The organism is Bradyrhizobium uaiense, from assembly GCF_010811875.1.
Lineage (GTDB): Bacteria > Pseudomonadota > Alphaproteobacteria > Rhizobiales > Xanthobacteraceae > Bradyrhizobium > Bradyrhizobium uaiense.
Genome location: NZ_VKHP01000055.1, coordinates 1 through 19,837, shown reverse-complemented (window position 1 = coordinate 19,837; position 19,837 = coordinate 1). Strand labels below are relative to the sequence as shown.

The following is a 19,837-nucleotide window of genomic DNA, read 5'->3' as shown; positions in this document are numbered from 1 at the left end:
CCTCAGCGGAACAGGTTGGAGGTCGACTGCATCATCTGGTCGGCCGCGGAGACCACCTTCGAGTTCATCTCGTAGGCGCGCTGCGCTGCGATCAGGTCGGAGATTTCCGAGACCACCTCGACGTTGGCCTGTTCGAGGTTGCTCTGCTGCATGTCGCCATAGCCGTCGGTGTTGGCGGTGCCGTCCTGCGGCTGGCCGGAGGCCGGCGTTTCCTGGAACAAATTGTCGCCGATCGGCATCAGCCCGGCCTTGTTGATGAAGCGGGTCAGGCCGATCGTGCCGATGTTGGTCGATGCGGTCTGGCCCGGCAGCGTCACCGAGACCTGACCCTGCGCATTGATGGTGAGGCCGGACGCGTTCTGCGGGATCGTGATCGTCGGCTGCACCAGATTGCCCTGCGCGTTGACGATGCGGCCCTGGTTGTCCATCTGGAACGAGCCGTCGCGGGTGTAGGTGAAGGTGCCGTCGGGCATTAGGATCTTGAAGAAGCCTTCGCCGCGGATCGCGATGTCGAGGTCGTTGCCGGTCGGCGACAGGGTGCCCTGGGTCATCATGCGCGGGGTGCCGACGGTCTTGACGCCGCCGCCGAGGTCGATGCCCATCGGCATGATGGTGTTCTGGTCGGAGGCCTGCGCGCCGACCCGGCGCACGTGGTCGTAGATCAGGTCCTGGAACGCGGCGCGCTGCTTCTTGTAGCCGGTGGTGCGCAGGTTCGCGATGTTGTTGGAGATCACCTGAACGGAGAGTTCCTGTGCCGCCATTCCGGTCGCAGCTGTATAAAGTGCGCGCATCGGTCAGTCCCCCGGATCAGTTCGGCACGTCGGCGAGCTTCTCGATCGCCGATTTGTGCAGGTCACTCTGCTGCTGGAGCAGCGAGGCGATTTGGGTGTAGGTCCGCGTGATCTCGATCATGCGGCTCATCTCGACGACGGAATTGACGTTCGACTTCTCGATGAAGCCCTGGCGGATCTGGGCCTTGGTGTCCGGCAGCGGCTGTGTGCCTTCGCCCGGCGCGTAGAGATTGGAGCCTTCCTTGAGCAGGCGCTGAGCCTGCGCGAACGAGACCAGGCGGAGCTTGCCGCGGATCGAATCGAGGCGGGACGTGCCCTCGAGCACGGAAACGTTGCCGTCGGGGGCGATGTTGACGTCGTGATCGGTCTGCTGGAACGTGATCGGGCCGGAGGTGCCGAGCACCTGGTAGCCGGAGGCGGTGACCAACTGGCCGCGATTATTGATCTGCAGATTGCCTTCGCGGGTGTAGCGCTCGCCACCCGGCGTCTGCACCACCAGGAAGGCGTTGCCGTCGATCGCGACGTCGAGCGGGTTCTTGGTCTCTTCGGTCGGGCCCTGCGAGAAGTCGTGGAAGGTGGCGCGGTCCTGCACGAAGGACACGCGGCGGTCGCCGCCGGCGAAATTGTCCTCATGCGCGTTCGAGGACAGATATTCCTGGAACAGCGACCGGTCGGCCTTGTAGCCGTTGGTGTTCATGTTCGCGATGTTGTTGGACACGACATCCATCTGCCGTTCCAGCACCATCTGCTTCGATAGTCCGACCAGAAGCGTATTCTGCATCGGTGGCTCTCCCCTGTGAGGTGATCCGAATGCAGGTTCTCCCAAACCTTCACGCCGGACCGTCGGTAACCATTGGGTTCTCCCAAACCCGCCTGTTACGCCGTCCTCTCAGCGAAAGCCGTGCCAACTTGAAATGGTAAGATATTCGAATGGCTTAGGTGTTTGACCGGGTGCCGGGCAGGGCGGCAGAAAGGTCTTGTTGACCATGTTTGCCCGGCAGTTTTTTCCTAGTTGAAGGTAAATCCTAAGGTTCCGTTAACCATTATTACCCTAGCGTTGACGGCATTGGGGCGCGTGTGCGCCGGCGGCCTTTGTATCGCGTCTTCAAGCCAAAGCTGGGGCAATCGCGTTCGCATCCTTCAGGGTTGAAGCGGGCGGACGATGGCGGACGAGGAAAAGACGGAAGGCGGCGAAGGCGCGGCCGCTCCGAAGAAGGGCAAGCTCAAGCTGATCATTGCCGTCGTCGGCTTCCTCGTCGTGCTCGGCGCAGGCGCGGGCGGCTGGTTCTTCTTCATGCGGGGCCATGGCGAGGAGCAGCACGCCGAAGCGCCGCCACCGAAGCCGCCGAGCTTCGTCGACGTGCCCGACATGCTGGTCAATCTGGTCGGCGCGCCCGGCGAGCGCGTCCAATATCTCAAGCTCAAGCTCGTGCTCGAGGTCAAGGAAGAGAAGCAGGTCGAGGCGATCAAGCCGGCGCTGCCGCGCGTCACCGACCTGTTCCAGACCTATATGCGCGAGCTGCGCCCGAGCGATCTCAACGGCTCGGCCGGCCTGTTCCGCCTCAAGGAGGAGCTGACCAAGCGCGTCAACCTCGCGCTGGCGCCGAACCAGGTCAACGCGGTGCTGTTCAAGGAAGTCGTGATCCAGTGACGGGGTGGATGTAAAGCCATGGCCGGCAACGACCAGATGGACCAGGACGCCATTGCGGCCCAATGGGAAGCCTCGCTCGATTCCGAGGATCCCGCGGCGGCCGCGGCGGAAGCAGCCAAGAACGAGCTCACCGAGAACATGGCGCTGCAATGGGCCGCCATGGTCGAGGACGGCAGCCGCGACTTCGGCAGCAAGACCACCAATGGCGAGCGCGTGCTGTCGCAGGAGGAGATCGACAATCTCCTCGGCTTCACGGTCGGCGACGTCAGCCTCGACGACCATTCCGGCATCCGCGCCATCATCGATTCCGCGATGGTGTCCTACGAGCGTCTGCCGATGCTCGAAATCGTGTTCGACCGCCTGGTGCGGTTGATGACGACCAGTCTGCGCAATTTCACCTCCGATAACGTCGAAGTCTCGCTCGACCGCATCACCTCGGTGCGTTTCGGCGACTACATGAACTCGATCCCGCTGCCGGCGGTGCTCTCGGTGTTCAAGGCGGAGGAATGGGAGAATTTCGGTCTCGCCACCGTCGACTCCAGCTTGATCTATTCGATGATCGACGTGCTGCTCGGCGGCCGCCGCGGCCAGACCCAGCTGCGCATCGAAGGCCGGCCCTACACCACGATCGAGACCAACCTCGTGAAGCGCCTGGTCGAGGTGGTGCTGTCGGATGCCGAGCAGGCGTTCCGGCCGCTGTCGCCGGTGACGTTCTCGATCGACCGGCTCGAGACCAATCCGCGCTTCGCCGCGATCAGCCGTCCGGCCAACGCCGCGATCCTGGTGCGCCTGCGCATCGACATGGAAGACCGCGGCGGCAACGTCGAATTGCTGCTGCCCTACGCCACCATCGAACCGATCCGCAACGTGCTGTTGCAGATGTTCATGGGCGAAAAGTTCGGCCGCGACCCGATCTGGGAAGGCCATTTCGCCACCGAAGTGGCGCAGGCCGAGATTTCGGTCGACGCGGTGCTGTACGAAGCCGATATCCCGCTGAAGGAGCTGATGAAGCTCAAGGTCGGCGACACGCTGCCGCTGGATATCCGTTCCGATGCGCTGGTCTCGGTTCGCTGCGGCAACGTCACCCTGACGGAAGGCCGCATGGGCCGCGTCGGCGACCGTGTCGCGATCCGCGTCACCAAGAATTTGCGTAAACCCCAAACCACCTTCGCGATGTTCGAGAAGGCGGATGAGCGGACCAAGATGATGGAGGCACCATGAGTCATGTGCTTGGACTGATAATCGAGAGTCTGGTGGCCGTGCTGCTGATGCTGACGATCGGCTATTGCTGGCTGCTCAACAAGCGCCTGCAGCGGCTCAAGGCCGACGAGCATTCGCTGAAGGCGACGATCGCCGAATTGATCACCGCGACCGAGATCGCCGAGCGCGCGATCGGCGGGTTGAAGCATGCGGTGCGCGACGTCAACGAGAACCTCGGCAACCAGCTCGATGCGGCGACGCAGATGTCGGCGCAGTTGAAGAACCAGCTGGCGGAAGGCGATGGCGTGGTGCGCCGGCTGTCCAAGATCGCGCTGGCGGCGCGGCCGCCGGAGCCCACGCATGCACCGGTACAAGCAGCTGCGCCCGCCGCACCGGTGGCGCCGGCGCCCAGGGTTTCGGCCGCGCGCGCGGTTGCCGCGGCGGCTGAAGCCTTCACCGAGCGCAGGAGGGCCGGCGGCCTCGCTGCATGAAGTTGCTTCGTGACATCAGAGTGATGCCCGTGGTGCTGGTCGCGATCTTCGGCCTGATGGTGCTGAAGATCGCGGGCCTGGTGCTCGATGGCGGATACGTGTTTGCCGACGATGCGCCGCCGGCCGGCCCGTCTTGGGCGCAGCAGAATTTCAACTTCCCCGGCGCCGGCAGGACGGCGGTCGTCACCAGCAGGATCAAGGCCGATCCCGGCGACATCACGGGATCGGTCGAGGGCAAGGACGCAAAGAAGGACGAGCCGCCGAAGCCGGCTGCACCGGCCGCGGAGCCGCCCAAGCCCGACGGTGTGCCGATCAATCTCGATGCGCCGCCGCAAGTGTCGGCATCCGAGCGCGCGATCCTGGAACGGCTGCAGGCGCGCCGCCAGGAGCTCGAGACGCGCGCGCGCGAGGTCGATATCCGCGAAGGCCTGTTGAAGGCGGCCGAGAAGCGCATCGAGGCCAAGGTCGAGGAAGCCAAGGCCAATGATGCCAAGGCGAATGCCGACGCGGCGGCAAAGACGGAAGCCGAGGCCGCGCGCTTCAAGGGCATCGTCACCATGTACGAGAACATGAAGCCGAAGGACGCCGCCAAGGTGTTCGATCGCCTAGAAATGGGCGTGCTCTACCAGATCGCATCGCAGATCCAGCCGCGCAAGATGTCCGACATCCTCGGCCTGATGCAGCCCGAGGCCGCCGAACGGCTGACGGTCGAGCTTGCCCGCCGCGCCGGTGGCGACAAGTCGGCGTCGACCGACGATCTCCCCAAGATCGAAGGCAAGATGCTCGCCCCGAAGACGAATTGACCGGCTCTGATCGGGCAACCCGTCAATTGGCTGACGATGCTCTGCTCAACCGTAAGCCAGATCCGATTTGACGTCGGGTTGCCGGCATCTCATCCAGATCATCGCGATCACGGTCGCGCACATCAACGGACCGACGGGTATGAGTGCGATGTAGGCAAACCCCAACACGACAAGCACGCTGTATCCGATCCGGATTGCGGAGCGATTTGAGAGAAGAGAGCCCTGTTCGGACGGGGGCGCGCTCATGAGAAAGACGAGCGCAAGCGCCAGTGTCGCCATGTCGTGGATCGCGAAGTAGGGAGAGACGAGCAGCGTTCCGGCGAGCAGGCTCGCGGCCTTGACGGCGAAACTGACATTGCGGCGCCATATCATCATCGCCCAGATCGCGACCGCGGCAGCGACGGCGATGTGCACTGCCATCGCCGATCCGTAACCAAGGCCGGCAAACCGAAGCACGCCGTAGATGCTTTGCAGTTTGTACCAGGCCAGCGTGCCGGTGAAGTGGAACTGGGTCGTCGCGAAGATTGCCGCCGCACGGAATCCCTCAAGGGTGTCCCAGCCGAAGGTCAGTCCGGTGAGGAGCATGAGGACCAGTATCGCCAAACTGGCCGTGATGACGACGCGCCAGCGTCCAGTGGCGATCAGGACGAACGGAAGAAGGAAGCCAAACTGCGGCTTGAAGATCAGCAACGCGATCAGCAAGCCGCTGACGATCGGGCGCCTGTCCAGCGTCAGCAGGATGCCGCCGAGCAGCGATGCCGCGAGCAGCGAGCACTGGCCGACAAAGAAGTCATACAAGACGGGCGGCATCGCAAATGCCAGCAGCAGCGCGATGGAGCGCGGCCGGATGGCCCAAACAACGAGCGCCCAGCACAGCAGCTTTGCCGCGCTCCAGATCCAGAACGCGGTCGGAAACGGCAGCAGCGCGAGCGGCGCCGCAAGAAAGAAGAACACCGGCGGATAGAAGAACGGTATCGGTACTTCGTAAACCGGGAACGGCGCCTGGTTCAGACCCGGTTGAATCCGAAGGATCAGTTGCCGCAGCTGCTGCCAATCGTAGGCGGCGGCGGCGTGGTCATCGAGGGCCATCGTCCCCGCGCTCCAAAAACATGAGAAGTCGAGCCCGAGCATGAAGCTGCCGTCAACGACTTTCGGCAAGACCAGGAGCAGCGGGAAGCTCAACACGATGAGGCAGGCAATGGCCAGCGCACGGTCATATCCGCTGCGCTCGTGCGTCATTCCAATTCCATTCATGAAACAGCCAGAAGCTATAGAAAATTTCGCAATATAGGCCGGTCTATAGCACACTCGCGGTGCTGCAGGCGAGTGGTCCGCCGATGCCGCCGGCTTCCGGCACCGTATCCCCAACGAAAGGTGCGGAGGTCCTTGCGCTCTGTCCGAGGGACACGACCGCCACGGAACACCGGAGTTATGATAGCGTCAAGCTGCGACCGATTTGTCGTGGAATTCGAGACGCCATGTCTCAAGCTGTTGCTTTAGGAAATTGCCGATGCTGAAGGACATGCCCTGGCTGACCGCGCAGCGCGCCCGGTTGTACGCAAGTGGCATCGCACTTGTGCTGGTCCTGACCCAAGCGAGGTCGCTTTTGCTTTTCTATCGCGCCGGCGGCTATGGCGCGAAAGATTTTCTGCTCGGCTCGGACTTCCTGACGTTCTGGGCCGCCTCGCTTCAGATTCTCGCCGGGCATGCCGCCGAGGTCTATGTGCCCGAATTGCATCTGCTCGCGGAGCGTCCCTACCTGCGAGATGGCTACGAGGCGTTCTTCTATCCGCCGCCGATGCTGATCCTGTGCCTGCCGCTCGCGCTCGCGCCGTATTTCGTCTCGTTCTTCGTATTCATCGGTGTGACGGCGTCGTCGTTCGCGGTGGTGATCTGGCGTATCCTGCGAACGCCATGGGCCCTGGTTGCGATCCTGGCCTATGCGCCGGTCTATCTGAATGCTGTGGCCGGGCAGAACGCCTTTCTGACGGTTTCGATCCTTGGCTGCGGTCTCGGCATCATGAACCGGAGGCCAAGGCTCGCGGGCGTGATCCTCGGGCTGATGGTGATCAAGCCGCATTTGGCGCTGGCCGTGCCGATCGCCCTGATCGTCACAGGTCGCTGGCGCACGCTGATCTGGGCAGGCATTTCGTCGACTTCGCTCGTGGTGTTGTCCGGGCTGCTGTTCGGCCTCGATACTTGGCTCAAGTTCCTCGACGTCTCGCACTCGGCCGGCCAGGCGCTGGAGAACGGCGAGGTCGGGTTTTCGTTGCTGCAGAGCGTGTTCGCGGCGGCGCGCATGCTCGGCGCCGGCGCCGGCACGGCCTATGTCATTCACGGCCTCGCGGCGCTTGGCATGGTGTGTGTGCTGATCTGGATGTTGCGTCAGAAGATCAGCGCCGCCGCCGAACGCTCGATCATCGTGCTCGCCTGCCTCCTGGTCACGCCGTTCTCGCTGTTCTACGACATGCTCATTCTGGCGTTGCCGCTGGCCTGGATGCTGCGCGAGTGGTTGAAGGTCGGCTTTCCGGCCTGGTCGAAAATGGTGCTTGGCGTGACGTTTCTCGCGCCGATGGTCTTCTATTTGCCGGTTCTCTACCAACTGTCCGCCGTGCAGCCGCTGCCCTTTGGTGCTCCGGTCATCATCCTGTTCTGCTGGTTGCTGGTCCGGGAGAACACACAGACGCGGCGAGCGGCGCATGGCGAGCCGGGCGGCTCGGCGGTCCGGGCTCGGAGCACGCTCACTTGAACCTCCCTAATGCCGCGGGGGGGGGGCGTCCAGTTCTGGGCCCTGATCCGGTGCGGGTATCCGCCGCGATAAATCAGGCCCAATGCGCGGCGATCAGACCCCGAACTCAGGGCGCATGTGGACCGCCGCACACGACATCGCTCGAATGAAATCAAGGGCTTTGGGTTTGCGTTAACAGCTCCTTAACGCCGCCCGATCCAAGATCGGGACGCGTGGGCGAGGGCGCTTCGCGCTGGTATGGCTGGGGTCCCGAGAAGACGCTTCGAGATGGCGCAAACAGCTGCCGCTGGAACATGGTCGCTAGGCCGCGCCTGGGCGCGGACTGCGCGTCTGTGCCTGCTCGCCACCGGCCTTGCTTTGACAAACTTGACCTATTCGACCGCGGCGCGGGCCGAAGACCCGGTGCCGGGTGAGGCGGCATTCTCGGCCGCCAACGGCTATGCCCGGCTGGTGCTCAGGCTGAAGGAGGATGTCGAGTCGGAGGTGACGACCGCCGGCTCGATTATCGTGATCCGCTTCAAGCGTCCGGTCGACATCCCCGTCGAGAAACTGCAGGATGCGGTGCCCGATTATGTCGGCGCCGCCCGCCGCGATCCGGACGGGTCGGCGATCCGCCTGTCGCTGGCACGCCGCGTCACCGTCAACACCATGACCGCCGGCGAGCGCATCTTCGTCGACTTCCTGCCCGACGGCTGGACCGGCCCGCCGCCGTCGCTGCCGCAGGAGGTAATCCGCGAGCTTGCGGAGCGCGCCCGCGCCGCCGAGCGTCTGCTGCGCATCCAGCGCGCGGCCGACGCCGCCAAGAAGAAGCCGCCGATCCGCGTCCGCGCGCTGGTGCAGCCCACTTTCGTCCGTTTCGTGTTCGAGGTTCCCGACGGGGTCAGCGTGTCCTCGGTGCTGAATGAGCAGAAGCTGTCGCTGTCCTTCAACTCGGTCCTGATCTTCGATCTAGCCGACGCCAAGGTCGCCGCGCCGCCGAACGTCGCATCGATCAGCTCGCGCTCCGATACGGACACCTCGGCGGTCGACGTGACGCTGATCGGCGACGTCGATGTGCATTCGTTCCGCGACGAGAAGAACTATATCGTCGATGTCGCATTCCAGCAGAACGAGCAGCAGCAGGCGGCGAAGCCCTCGCTCAGCTCGCTGTTGCCGACGCCACGCGGCAAACCGAAGGGCGCGGCGGCGATTGCGCCGGTGACCTCGGAAAGCATCGCGCAGCAGGCCAGGATCGAGATCAAGCCCGAGCAGGCCAAAGCGGAATCGGCCAAGCCCGAGCCGCTCAAGTCCGACCTGCCGCAGCCGCAATCCGAAGCGGTCAAATCCGAGCAGGGCGGCAGTGAACAGCCGGCGATCGCGTCAGCGAAAACCGAGCAGCCAAGGTCAGAGCTGCCCAATTCGGAGCTGCCGAAGATCGCAGCTGCACCGGCGGCCGACGTCGAGCGCGCCGCTGTGCCGCACGACGGCAGCGCCGGCTCTGAGCCGGAACCGGGTAAGACGCCCGCGAGCGAAGCGCCGAAGCCAATGCCCGCTGCCGCAGCCGCGGCTGCGATGGAGACGCCGAAGCCCAACGCTGCGCCATCGCCGTCCGCCGAGGCCCGCGGCAAACCCGCGGTCGAAGCCCAGCGCGACAGCGACGGGCTGCGTGTGACGTTCTCATTCCCCGGCGCGACGCCGGCGGCGCTGTTCCGCCGCGCCGATACGGTGTGGATGGTGTTCGACACCGCCGATCCGATCGACGTCGATCCGATCCGTGCCAAGGGCGGTGCGCTGATTTCCGATGTCAGCCGGATCCCGCTGGAGAAGGGGCAGGCGGTGCGCTTCCGCCTCAACCGGCCGCAGATGCCGTCGCTCGAGAGCGACGACCGCTCGCGCGGCGTGAGCTGGACGCTGACCTTTGCCGACCGGGTGCAGAAGCCGCCGCTGCCGCTCACCGTGGTGCGCAACATCTCGGAGCCGTCGCTCGCCAATGTCAGCGTGCCGCTCGCCAATCCCGGCCAGCTTCACAAGCTGGTCGATCCCGACGCCGGCGATACGCTCTGGGTGGTGACCGCGCCGCCGCCGACCCGCGGCATCATCAAGCGGCAGGATTTCGTCGAGCTCTCATTGCTGGAATCGATCCACGGCGTCGTGGTTCATCCGAATGCGGATGACGTCAAGGCCGAGGTCGGTGCCGACAAGGTGATGCTGGGCCGGCCCGGCGGCCTGACGCTGTCGTCGGCCGACGTCGCCGCCGAGCGCGCGACCGCGGCGGTGAAGCCGCTGTTCGACCCGGACGAGTGGCGCCAGAACCAGTCGGAGAATTTCCTCAAGCGGCTCGACGGCCTGATGGCGGCGGCTTCGACCGCCGATGCCGAGCAGTTGCCGCAGGCGCGGCTCGATCTCGCCGAATTCTACATGGCGCGTGCTATGTACCAGGAAGCTCATGGCGTCGCCAACCTGACCCTCTCCGAGAGCAAGCGCGGCAGTGAGACGGCGCCCGTCGTGATGGTGCATGCGGTCGCCAGCATCCTGATCGGGCATCCGGCGCAGGGCTTCAAGGATCTCGCCAATTCGGCGATCGGCAACGGCTACGATTCCCAATTGTGGAAGGGCCTCGCCTTTGCCCGCGAGGGCAAATGGGCCGAGGCGCGCGAGAAGTTCAAGAATGCCGAATTCGCGGTCGCGACGCTGCCGCCCGACCTGCAGCGCATCGTCACCATCGATTCGATGAAGGCCTCGCTCGAGGTCAAGGACTATGCCGGCGCCGCACGGCGCAAGAGCGATCTTGACGTGGTCGGCGTTCCCGACGAGCTGAAGCCCGCGGTTGCGGTGCTGCGCGGCCGGCTCGCCGAAGCGCTCGGCCAGGAGAAGGACGCGCTCGACGCCTACCGCTTCGCCATCAGTTCGGCCGACCGCCAGGCCGCCGCCGAAGGCAAGCTGCTCGAGACGCTGCTCAAGCAGAAGCGCGGCGAGATCGGCCGCGACGACGTGCTGAAGGAGCTCGAGCTGCTGTCGATGATGTGGCGCGGCGACAATATCGAGCTGAAGACGCTCTACGTGTTGTCGAAGATCTACGCCGAGACCGCACGCTATGCCGATGCCTTCGCGGTGACGCGTGCCGCGACCCGGCTGCAGCCGAACGCGCCGGAATCGCGCCAGGCCCAGGATGCCGCCTCGGCGCTGTTCGTGCAGCTCTATCTCGGCCCGAAGGGCGACGAGATGGCGCCGATCGACGCGCTCGGCACCTTCTACGAGTATCGCGAGCTGACGCCGATCGGCCGCCGCGGCGATGAGATGATCCGCCGTCTCGCGGACCGCTTGGTCGGTGTCGATCTGCTCGATCAGGCCGCCGACCTCCTGCAATATCAGGTCGACAAGCGGCTCGAAGGCGCGGCACGCGCCCAGGTCGCCGCGCGGCTTGCGATGGTCTATCTGATGAACCGCAAGCCCGACCGCGCCATCGGCGCGCTGCGCTCGACCCGGATCGCGGACCTCTCCGGCGAACTGCGCCAGCAGCGCTTGCTGCTCGAGGCGCGCGCGCAGAGCGACGTCGGCCGGCACGACCTCGCGCTCGACATCATCTCCAACATCACGGGCCGCGAGGCGATCCGGCTGCGCTCGGACATCTATTGGGCGTCGCGGCATTGGCGCGAGGCCTCCGAGCAGATCGAGCTCTATTACGGCGACCGCTGGCGCGACTTCACGCCGCTCAATCCGGGCGAGAAGGCCGACATCATCCGCGCCGTGGTCGGTTACGCACTCGCCGAGGACGCCATCGGGCTGTCCCGGTTCCGCGAAAAATATGCCCCGCTGATGTCCGGCGACGCCGACAAGCTCGCGTTCGACTCGGCCAGCAAGCCGGTTGCAACCTCGAGCGCCGAATTCGCCCAGATCGCGCGGATGGCCGCCAGCGTCGACACGCTCGACGGCTTCATCCGCGAGATGAAGACCCGCTTCCCCGACGCCACCGCGCGGGCGCCGCTGCCCGACCCGGTCGCGACCGGATCGCTGCCTGACAAACCGAAGGCCGCGCCGGTGAGCACGCTGCCCGTCATCAAGGGCGAGCGCCGCGCCAGCGCAGCTCAGTAGAGACGCAGGGACTTACGGCCCGGGCGACACCCATGCGGTCGAAATGATCCCCTTGTCGTCAAGTGCGATGCGCCAATGCGACGCGCCGTTCGCCTGTCTGACGCTGTAGACGTCTTCGCCCTGCTCGCCGACACCGAGAAAGCGGACCGACTGGATCGTGCCGAGGTCCGCGAGGGCCTGAAGCCACGTCATCTGCTTGCGTGTCGCCGCCGCGAGTGCCGGGCTCATCTCATTGTAGTTGGGATTCCCCGAGGCGATCCCATCGATCAGGCGGTGAAGTGCAGCCTCGGTTCCCGGATTGGCCGACTGGTTCTTGACGCGCTCCGCCGTCTGATCGGCGATCTTGCTTGCCGTCGCGGCGTCGATACGCGCCATTGGAATATCGCTGCCGTTCTGATGCAGAATCAGCGAGGTGGCTCGTCCGTCAGGTCCGGCGACGAAGCTGACCTGCGCGTCGACGATCTTGGCGAAGAATTCGGTCACGCTCTCGGCATAGAATCGCACCGATCGCTGTCCGGTGAGTTGCATCACCAGATGATGTCCGTCGGGCGTCACCGTGAACACGGCGCGGTCGTTGAGCTGGTAGAATCCGGCACAACGATCGAGCGCGGCCGAATCCACGGCAATCTCCTGCCGCGCGGCGATCGGCGGTGATTCTGCGGTGAAGTCCGTAGCCTGGGCCGGCGCGCTCGGCGGTCCGGCAAACTGAATCCGGGCGGACAGCGTGTTCCAGTCACGCTGGCCGAACAATTTTGCGATCAGCTCCAGGCTGTCGCTGTGGGTGAGGGGGATCGATTTGGCGCCGAGCACTTCGCGCAGCGTCTGCGCCATGGCCTTGGCATCACGGAAGTCGCGCATGGGGTCAACCTTTGCATCGACGAACGGAAAACCGTCAGGGGCTTGCGTTGCTGACCCGTTCGTACGGGCAAAGGAAGCCTGAAACTGGCTTGATACATTCACCGTCCCCGGGGCGGGGTGCAAGCGGCGGGTGGTATCGACCCGGCCAAATGTTCGCCGGAGAGGTGCGATTTGTCAATTGCAAGAGGTCGTGATCGCGTTCGTCCTCTCGACATTCCGCTGCCAAATCGGCAACCATGGCTGAAGCCGCCAGCCGGGAGGACGTCGTCACATGAGCAAGCCGATCAAGACCGAAGCCGAACTCATCGCAATGGCGCGTGCCGAGTTGAAGGTGCATGCCGATTGCCCCGACGGCATCGACATCTCCGTGCTGCGCGACGGCGACAGCTGGGAATTCCGCGCCAGCGCCAACGAGGCCACGGTGGCAAGGCCCGGCTATCCCGAATGCGTCGCGATGCTGGTGCAGATCGGCGATCACCTCAGCAAGCAGTATGACGTGCAAGGAGCATAGCGCGCAGGGTTAGCGGCTGCCGCGAAGCGGGGGGAGCGATGGACCGCATCGACGCCATGAAGGTCTTCGTCGCGGCGGTCGACGAGGGCAGCCTTGCCGGTGCCGGGCGGAAACTGCGACGCTCGCCGGCGGCGGTCAGCCGGGCGATCGCGTTCCTTGAACATCATGTCGGCGCCGAGCTGCTTCATCGCACCACGCGGTCACTGAAGCTGAGCGATGCCGGCCAGCGTTATGCGTCGGCGTGCCGGCGCATCCTCAGCGAGCTCGAGGAGGCAGACATCTCGGCCGGCGGCGAGCGGTCGGCGCCGCGCGGTACGCTGACCATCACGGCGCCTGTCGTGGTCGGCGAGGACGTGCTGCGGCCGGTGCTCGATGCCTTCATGACGGAACATCCGGCGGTGTCGGTGCGGCTCGCGATGCTCGACCGCACCGTCAACCTGATCGACGAGGGCATCGACGTCGCGCTGCGCATCGCCCATCTCGCCGATTCCAATTTCATCGCAATCAAGCTCGGCGAGGTGCGCCGCGTGCTCGCGGCATCGCCGGGCTATCTCGCGCAGCATCCCGTGATCGGCGAGCCGGCCGATCTCGCAAAGCACCAGATCATCGCGATGACGCATTTCGGGCTCGACTCCTGGAGCTTTCCGCCGGCCGCCAAGTCGAAGGTCGCGCGCGCGGTGCAGTTTGCGCCGCGGCTGGTCGTCAACACGGTGCGGGCGGCGGTCGCCTCCGCCAGCGAAGGGCACGGCGTCACGCGGCTGTTCTCGTATCACATCGCCGAGGAGATCCGCGACGGGCGGCTGCAGATCCTGCTCGCGGGCGACGAGCCCCCGCCATTGCCGGTGCATCTCCTGGCGCCGCAGGGCCGCTTCGACGTGCCGAAGGTGCGCGCCTTCGTCGATTTCGCGACGCCGCGGCTGAAACGTTACTTCGAGCGGCTCTCCCGGGAGGCCAGCAAGGCCGGGGCAAAAGCGCGACGATGAGTTCATCGCGCTTCTGTTTTTGCTAGCGCATGAACTCTGCGCAAACGCTTCGCGTTTGTCGCGCCGGAAAACCGCTTCACACTCTTCCGGATCATGCTCAATCGTTCGCGCCGCGGAAGAGTGTCTGCCGAATTGCGGGCATTCGCACGAAAAGCGGATGTATCTAATTTGTTTTGCATCGAAGCGGCGCTGGGTCGCTTCAGCAACAGATGGAGAGACATCATGGGTGCAGAGCAGAAGGTCGCAATCGTCACCGGTGCATCGCAGGGCCTCGGCGAGGCCATCGTCAAGGGTTATCGCGACCGCAACTATCGCGTCGTCGCCAACTCCCGCAGCATCAAGCCGTCGTCGGACCCGGATGTTCTGGCGGTGGCGGGCGACATCGGCGATCCCGAGGTTGCGGAGCGTATCGTCAAGCAGGCGCTTGGGCGCTTCGGCCGTATCGACACGCTGGTCAACAACGCCGGCATCTTCATCGCCAAGCCGTTCACCGATCATACCGATCAGGACTACGCCTCGATCCTGGCGACCAACCTCAACGGCTTCTTCTACATCACCCGCCGCGTCGCCAAGGAGATGGTGAAGCAGGGTTCAGGCCACATCGTGCAGATCACGACCAGCCTGATCGACCATGCCAACAGCAACGTCCCCTCGGTGCTGGCCTCGCTCACCAAGGGCGGCCTGAACGCAGCGACCAAGTCGCTGGCGATTGAATATGCCGCCAGGGGCATCCGCGTGAACGCGGTGGCGCCCGGCGTGATCAAGACGCCGATGCACGCTCCGGAGACCCATGACTTCCTCGCCAAGCTGCATCCGGTCGGGCGGATGGGCGAGATGAAGGACATCGTCGACGCCGTACTGTTCCTGGAAGGTGCGGGCTTCGTCACGGGCGAGATCCTGCACGTCGACGGCGGCCAGAGCGCCGGTCACTAACGAGCGTGATCCGGAGAGCATCATGCCTATCGTCACGATCCAGGTCACGCGCGAAGGGACGGCGCCGGGTGCGTCGTCCACCACACGGGAGCAGAAGGCCGCGCTGATCAAGGGCGCCAGCGAATTGCTGCGCGACGTGCTCGGCAAGCCCCTGGAATCGACCTTCGTTATCATCGAGGAAGTCGACACCGACAATTGGGGCTGGGGCGGGCTGCCCGCGCTCGAATATCGGAAGAAGCTTGCTGCCGCTGCGACCTCGTCCCGCTGACCGCTTCTGCCAAATTAAACTCGCGCCTCTCCCGATCGGGAGGGGCGAACGGTGATCGCTGCGAGCGATTGCTGCGATCGCAACTAATCATTTTTCACGAACGGCCGGAGGGCCTACTGCGATGTCCATGTCAGCCAATGTCGATCATGACAGGCGCCATCACGCCAAGCCGCATCGCGACGCAGCTGGGCCGCTGTGGCTATCCGCAACCGCAGGGCTGTGTGCCTCGCTGGTCGGGCTCGGGCTGGCGCGCTTTGCCTACACGCCGCTGATCCCGGCGCTGATCGCGGCGAAGTGGTTCACGCCGGCGGAAGCTGTCTATCTCGGAGCCGCCAACCTTGCCGGCTATCTGGCCGGCGCGCTGATCGCCCGCGATCTCGGCGCGCGCATCGGCTCGGTGTGGGCGCTGCGCGGCATGATGCTGCTGGCCGCAGTGACCTGCTTTGCCTGCGCGGTGCCGATCTCCTTCATCTGGTTCTTCGGCTTCCGCTTTCTCGCCGGCATCAGCGGTGGCGTGATCATGGTGCTGGCCGCGACCGCGATCCTGCCGCACACCGCGCCAAGCAAGCGCGGCCTGATCGGCGGCGTGATCTTTGCCGGTGTCGGATTGGGCGTCGCCGCATCAGGCACGCTGGTGCCGCTGTTGCTGCAGCAGGGCGTCAAGCAGGCCTGGTACGGCCTCGGCGTGCTGTCGGTAGTGCTGACCCTGATCAGCTGGAAGGCGTGGCCGGTGGACGTGCCTGCCACACATGGTGCCGCCGAGCCCCACGTTGCGTCGCATGGCGTGCGCTCGCCGCTGGTGATCGCGTTGTGCTTGGAGTACGGGCTCAACGCGCTGGCGCTGGTGCCGCACATGGTGTTCCTTGTCGACTATGTCGCCCGCGGACTCGGGCAGGGGATTGCGGCGGGATCGCATTACTGGGTGCTGTACGGCATCGGCGCGGTGGTCGGTCCGCTGCTCGCAGGTCATCTTGCCGATCGCGCAGGTTTCGCTGCGGCGCTGCGTGCGGCGTTCCCGATCGAGGCCGTTGCTGTCGCGCTGCCCGCCGTGACGAACTCGCCCGCCGCGCTGATCGTGTCGAGCCTCATCGTCGGCGGCTTCACGCCCGGCATCGTGCCACTGGTGATCGGCCGCATCCACGAGCTGATCCCGCATTCGGCAGCGAGCCAGCGCTCCACCTGGGCGCAGGCCACCACGACCTTCGCGCTGTTCCAGGCTGCGGGCGCCTATGGCCTGTCCTATCTGTTCGCGCAGAGCGGCGGCAATTATGCGCTGCTGTTCGTGATCGGTGCGGCCGGCGTGGCCATCGCACTGACGATTGAACTGTTCAGCGTTGTCGCTCTGGGACGCAAGCCGAGCTAACCGCGCAGCGCTTTGGTCAGCACAGCGACGAGGCGGTCGACATCCGCCTCGTCGTTGAAGACGTGCGGAGAGATCCGCATCCGGCCGAGCCGCAGCGCGACGTGGATGTTCTCGGCGGCGAGCTGCGCGATCAGCTCCTTCGGGATGCCGCCGGCCATGCCGAGGCTCAGGATATGCGGCGCGCGCACGTTCGGCGCAAGCATGTTGAGCTTGAGGTCATGGACGCCGTCGGCGATCCGCTGGTTGAGCATCGCAAGCCGCGCACTGACGGCCGCGGCGCCCCATTCGGCTATCATCTCCATGCCGATCGAGGCCATTTCGAGGGTGATGAAATGATCGCGCTCGCCCATGTCGTAACGCTGCGCGCTGTCGACATAGGCGAGGTCGCCGAAATAGACCGGGTTCTCGGAATTGACGTTGCGGCGGCCGGCGGAGGTCTGCTCCAGCGGCACGCCGTTCTGGTGGCGTTTCGCAACGTAGAGAAACGCCCGGCCGTAGGGGCCGATCAACCATTTGTAGGTCGGGAAGATCACGGCGTCCGGATCGAGCTTTGTCACATCCATCGGCACGACGCCGGCGCTTTGCGTCGCGTCGATGACGAAGACAGCGCCTTGCCGCCGTAGCGCGGCCTGTATTTTGTCAACGTCGATCAAGCCGCCGTCCGACCAGTGTACCGAAGAGATCGAGGCGAGGCCGACCGGCGGCGCACCCGGCCGCTCGATCGTTGCAAGCACGGCAGATGTCCAGTCGCCATCGGCGGGCTGGCGTACGGTGTCGACGACGAAACCCTGCGCCTCGGCGCGGGCGTGCCATTCCAGCACCGGCGAGGAGTGATCGTTCTCCAGCACGACGACGCGCGTGCCACGCGGAATGGTCAGCGTCTTTGCCACCGTGGCGACGCCGTAGCTGATCGCCGGGATCAGCGCGACGTCATTGGCATCGGCATTGATCAGACGGGCTGCCGCGCTGCGGGCACGCTCATGCTGGCGGCCGGCAAAGCCGGCGTCGATCGTCCAGGGCCGGCCCTTGCGTCCGACCGCCGCGCGGCCGGCGTCGAGCGTCTTGAGCGGCAGCGGGCTGTAGGACGCCGAATTCAGGTAGCAGACCTCGCGTGGGATCTCGAACAGATGGCGCTGGGAGGGAAGCATGTCGTCTCGTGGCTGGGATTGCAGATGACGTCGCGGTGAGGATGAGCGCGCGGCTCATCCGTCATACTGGTCGGGGCCCATCGCCCATGGCGCCTGATCGTAGCCATTGGCGAAGGTGCGGTTGGTCTGTGCCGGATTGCGGTTGACCAGCGGCCGCAGATACATCGGATGGGTGGCGCTGCGCACCTCATGTTCCACGGTGAACAGATGCCGCCCGTTGGCGGGATCGACAATGTCACAGAAGCGGTATTGGTACTGATTGTCCTCGCGGGAGACCAGATTGCGCTCGCGCAGCCGCCTGTAGGGGCCCGAGAAATCCGTGATGTAGATCTGGACGTGATGGCCGTCGAATTGGCCCTGCGGCTGATCGGTCTCGCGGAATTGCAGATACTGGTCCTTGCCGACTTTTGCGCGCGCCACCGTGCCGTCGTCATTCGTAATGCTCGCGGGGATGCCCATGATTTCGGGATAGAACCGGCTGATCGCTTCGGCGGTGCCGGGCGGCACTTCGAATTCGACATAGGGCATACCGAGCGCGATGCGCCCGAACCGCTCGGCGTCGGGCTCGTAGCAACGCAGGCGGTTGCCCCAGGGGCAAATGGCCTCGACGTGATCGTTGTGCTCGCGATAGCTGAACGCGGTGCATTCGAGCTTGGGCGCGACCGCGGCAAGGCGCTGGAGCAGGGCCTGCCGCCCGGCGATCACGATACCCGTGTGACCGCGCAGCACCTGCGGCCGGCCGCTCGGCAGATGAAACTGGCTGCGGCCGGCATTCACCCACATGTTGCTGTCGGAGACCATCAGATAGGGATCGCGGGTCAGCCCGATGCCGGCGATATAGAACAGCGTGGCGAGGCGCTGGTCAGGCACCTGCACATTGACGTGCTCGAGATGGATGGCGTTGCCGAGGTCTTCTGCGGCGCGGTCGAATGGCTGCTGCACGGCGCAGCTCCCTGGATGCGGTGCTGCGCATGATAGTGCAACCGCGCGGCTGATCCAGCGAGCGGGCTATGAATGTTTCGCGGGGCTACCCCCCGTAACTCTGCACCAGGCTGCCCGCGACCAGCGCCCAGCCGTCCACCAGCACGAAGAAGATCAGCTTGAACGGCAGCGAGACCACCACCGGCGGCAGCATCATCATGCCCATCGACATCAGCACCGAGGCAACCACGAGGTCGATGATCAGGAACGGCAGGAACAGCAGGAATCCGATCTCGAAGGCGCGCTTCAACTCGGAGATCATGAAGGCCGGCACCAGGATGCGCAGCGACATCTCCTCCGGCGTCGCCGGCGGCGGCTCGCCCGAGAGGTCCATGAACAGCTTCAAATCCTTCTCGCGGACGTTCTTCTGCATGAAGCCGCGCAACGGCACCGAGGCACGCTGCAATGCCTCCTCGACACCGATCTGGTTGGCGACCAGCGGCTTGATGCCGTCGTCATAGGATTTCTGCAGCACCGGTCCCATCACGAAGGCGGTGAGGAACATCGCAAGCGCGATCATCACCGAGTTCGGCGGCGCGGTCGCGGTGCCGAGCGCGGTGCGCAGCAGCGACAGCACGACCACGATGCGCGTGAACGACGTCATCATGACCAGGATCGACGGCGCAATCGACAGCACCGTCAGCAGCGCGATCAGCTGGATCGCGCGCTCGGTCACGCCGCCATTGCCGCCGCCGAGATTGATGCTGATGTCCTGCGCCATCGCCGGATCGGCGAGGGATCCGGTGGCGATCAGGACAGCGATGAAAAAAACTCTACGCGGGACTGCCCGAAACCTCACGAAGGATTCTTCGGCCGGCCGAGCAGCGAGGCCATCTCGTCCTCGAGATTCTCGAAGCCGCTCTTTTGTCCGCCGGCGGGCGGGGCGGGCGGCTCGCTGCGCGGCGCGCGGACCGGCGGGGCCCCGGGGGCAACCCGCGGGGGGGCGGGCTCGCCCGCCCCCGGGCGGGGGGGGCGGGGCGCCCCCAGCCCGTTGGGCCACTCGCCGGGGAGTGGGGCGGGGCTTTGTGGCGCCGGG

At 65.2% G+C, this 19,837-nt stretch carries 18 protein-coding genes; 11 read left to right on the top strand and 7 right to left on the bottom strand.

Annotated elements, in window-relative coordinates:
* Window positions 1-2: 2 nt before the first annotated feature.
* Both flgG and flgF read right to left on the bottom strand, forming a co-directional pair.
* Window positions 3-791 carry a flagellar basal-body rod protein FlgG gene (gene flgG / locus FNJ47_RS15875; RefSeq protein ID WP_050631042.1) on the bottom strand — a complete coding sequence of 263 codons (789 nt, stop codon included), beginning with the start codon at window positions 789-791 and terminating at the stop codon, window positions 3-5.
* 16 nt (window positions 792-807) lie between these two features.
* Window positions 808-1,572 (bottom strand): flagellar basal-body rod protein FlgF, encoded by a 765-nt coding sequence (flgF, locus tag FNJ47_RS15870; protein WP_163154629.1) that lies wholly within the window; start codon window positions 1,570-1,572, stop codon window positions 808-810.
* A 381-nt stretch (window positions 1,573-1,953) separates the two neighbouring features.
* Here flgF and fliL point away from each other — a divergent pair, with 381 nt between their 5' ends.
* From fliL to FNJ47_RS15850, 4 genes are read left to right on the top strand one after another with little or no spacing between them, the layout of a single operon-like run.
* Window positions 1,954-2,442, top strand: a complete 489-nt coding sequence (gene fliL, locus FNJ47_RS15865) for a flagellar basal body-associated protein FliL (RefSeq protein ID WP_163154627.1) — start codon at window positions 1,954-1,956, stop codon at window positions 2,440-2,442.
* A gap of 18 nt (window positions 2,443-2,460) precedes the next feature.
* The gene (gene fliM, locus FNJ47_RS15860; RefSeq protein ID WP_163154625.1) at window positions 2,461-3,663 is read left to right on the top strand and encodes a flagellar motor switch protein FliM; all 1,203 of its coding nucleotides are present in this window, start codon (window positions 2,461-2,463) and stop codon (window positions 3,661-3,663) included.
* On the top strand, window positions 3,660-4,133 hold the full coding sequence (locus FNJ47_RS15855; RefSeq protein WP_163154623.1) for a DUF6468 domain-containing protein: 474 nt from the start codon (window positions 3,660-3,662) through the stop codon (window positions 4,131-4,133). Before fliM ends, FNJ47_RS15855 begins: the two co-directional genes overlap by 4 nt.
* A complete protein-coding gene (locus FNJ47_RS15850; protein ID WP_163154622.1) occupies window positions 4,130-4,936 on the top strand; it encodes a MotE family protein in 807 nt (268 codons plus the stop codon). The genes FNJ47_RS15855 and FNJ47_RS15850 overlap by 4 nt, the downstream gene beginning before the upstream one ends.
* Before the next feature lie 45 nt (window positions 4,937-4,981).
* On the opposite strand, the gene FNJ47_RS15845 is transcribed toward FNJ47_RS15850, so the two are convergent.
* Entirely contained in the window at window positions 4,982-6,175 is a 1,194-nt protein-coding gene (locus tag FNJ47_RS15845; protein ID WP_175068382.1) for a glycosyltransferase family 87 protein, read from the bottom strand.
* A 271-nt stretch (window positions 6,176-6,446) separates the two neighbouring features.
* Between FNJ47_RS15845 and FNJ47_RS15840 the strand changes: the two genes are divergently transcribed.
* Complete coding sequence (locus FNJ47_RS15840) at window positions 6,447-7,685, top strand: glycosyltransferase family 87 protein (protein ID WP_163154618.1); 1,239 nt, start codon at window positions 6,447-6,449, stop codon at window positions 7,683-7,685.
* A gap of 267 nt (window positions 7,686-7,952) precedes the next feature.
* Window positions 7,953-11,756, top strand: coding sequence for a tetratricopeptide repeat protein (locus FNJ47_RS15835; RefSeq protein WP_163154616.1), 3,804 nt, complete (start codon window positions 7,953-7,955; stop codon window positions 11,754-11,756).
* 12 nt (window positions 11,757-11,768) lie between these two features.
* On the opposite strand, the gene FNJ47_RS15830 is transcribed toward FNJ47_RS15835, so the two are convergent.
* On the bottom strand, window positions 11,769-12,614 hold the full coding sequence (locus tag FNJ47_RS15830; RefSeq protein WP_163154614.1) for a glyoxalase superfamily protein: 846 nt from the start codon (window positions 12,612-12,614) through the stop codon (window positions 11,769-11,771).
* Between the two features lie 271 nt (window positions 12,615-12,885).
* On the opposite strand from FNJ47_RS15830, the gene FNJ47_RS15825 reads away from it, so the two are divergent.
* The 5 genes from FNJ47_RS15825 (at window position 12,886) to FNJ47_RS15805 (ending at window position 16,672) form a co-directional block, all read left to right on the top strand.
* On the top strand, window positions 12,886-13,125 hold the full coding sequence (locus FNJ47_RS15825) for a hypothetical protein (protein ID WP_163154612.1): 240 nt from the start codon (window positions 12,886-12,888) through the stop codon (window positions 13,123-13,125).
* Between the two features lie 38 nt (window positions 13,126-13,163).
* Complete coding sequence (locus tag FNJ47_RS15820; RefSeq protein ID WP_163154610.1) at window positions 13,164-14,108, top strand: LysR family transcriptional regulator; 945 nt, start codon at window positions 13,164-13,166, stop codon at window positions 14,106-14,108.
* 222 nt (window positions 14,109-14,330) lie between these two features.
* Entirely contained in the window at window positions 14,331-15,041 is a 711-nt protein-coding gene (locus FNJ47_RS15815; protein ID WP_163154608.1) for an SDR family NAD(P)-dependent oxidoreductase, read from the top strand.
* 22 nt (window positions 15,042-15,063) lie between these two features.
* Window positions 15,064-15,309, top strand: coding sequence for a tautomerase family protein (locus FNJ47_RS15810; RefSeq protein ID WP_163154606.1), 246 nt, complete (start codon window positions 15,064-15,066; stop codon window positions 15,307-15,309).
* Window positions 15,310-15,430: 121 nt separating this feature from the next.
* Window positions 15,431-16,672 (top strand): YbfB/YjiJ family MFS transporter, encoded by a 1,242-nt coding sequence (locus tag FNJ47_RS15805; protein WP_235999908.1) that lies wholly within the window; start codon window positions 15,431-15,433, stop codon window positions 16,670-16,672.
* Here FNJ47_RS15805 and FNJ47_RS15800 read toward each other — a convergent pair.
* The 3 genes from FNJ47_RS15800 to fliP form a co-directional block, all read right to left on the bottom strand.
* Entirely contained in the window at window positions 16,669-17,820 is a 1,152-nt protein-coding gene (locus FNJ47_RS15800; protein WP_163154604.1) for an aminotransferase class V-fold PLP-dependent enzyme, read from the bottom strand. The genes FNJ47_RS15805 and FNJ47_RS15800 overlap by 4 nt on opposite strands.
* Before the next feature lie 54 nt (window positions 17,821-17,874).
* The gene (locus FNJ47_RS15795; protein ID WP_163154602.1) at window positions 17,875-18,762 is read right to left on the bottom strand and encodes a hypothetical protein; all 888 of its coding nucleotides are present in this window, start codon (window positions 18,760-18,762) and stop codon (window positions 17,875-17,877) included.
* An 85-nt stretch (window positions 18,763-18,847) separates the two neighbouring features.
* Window positions 18,848-19,600 (bottom strand): flagellar type III secretion system pore protein FliP, encoded by a 753-nt coding sequence (gene fliP, locus FNJ47_RS15790; protein ID WP_163154600.1) that lies wholly within the window; start codon window positions 19,598-19,600, stop codon window positions 18,848-18,850.
* Between the last annotated feature and the right edge of the window lie 237 nt (window positions 19,601-19,837).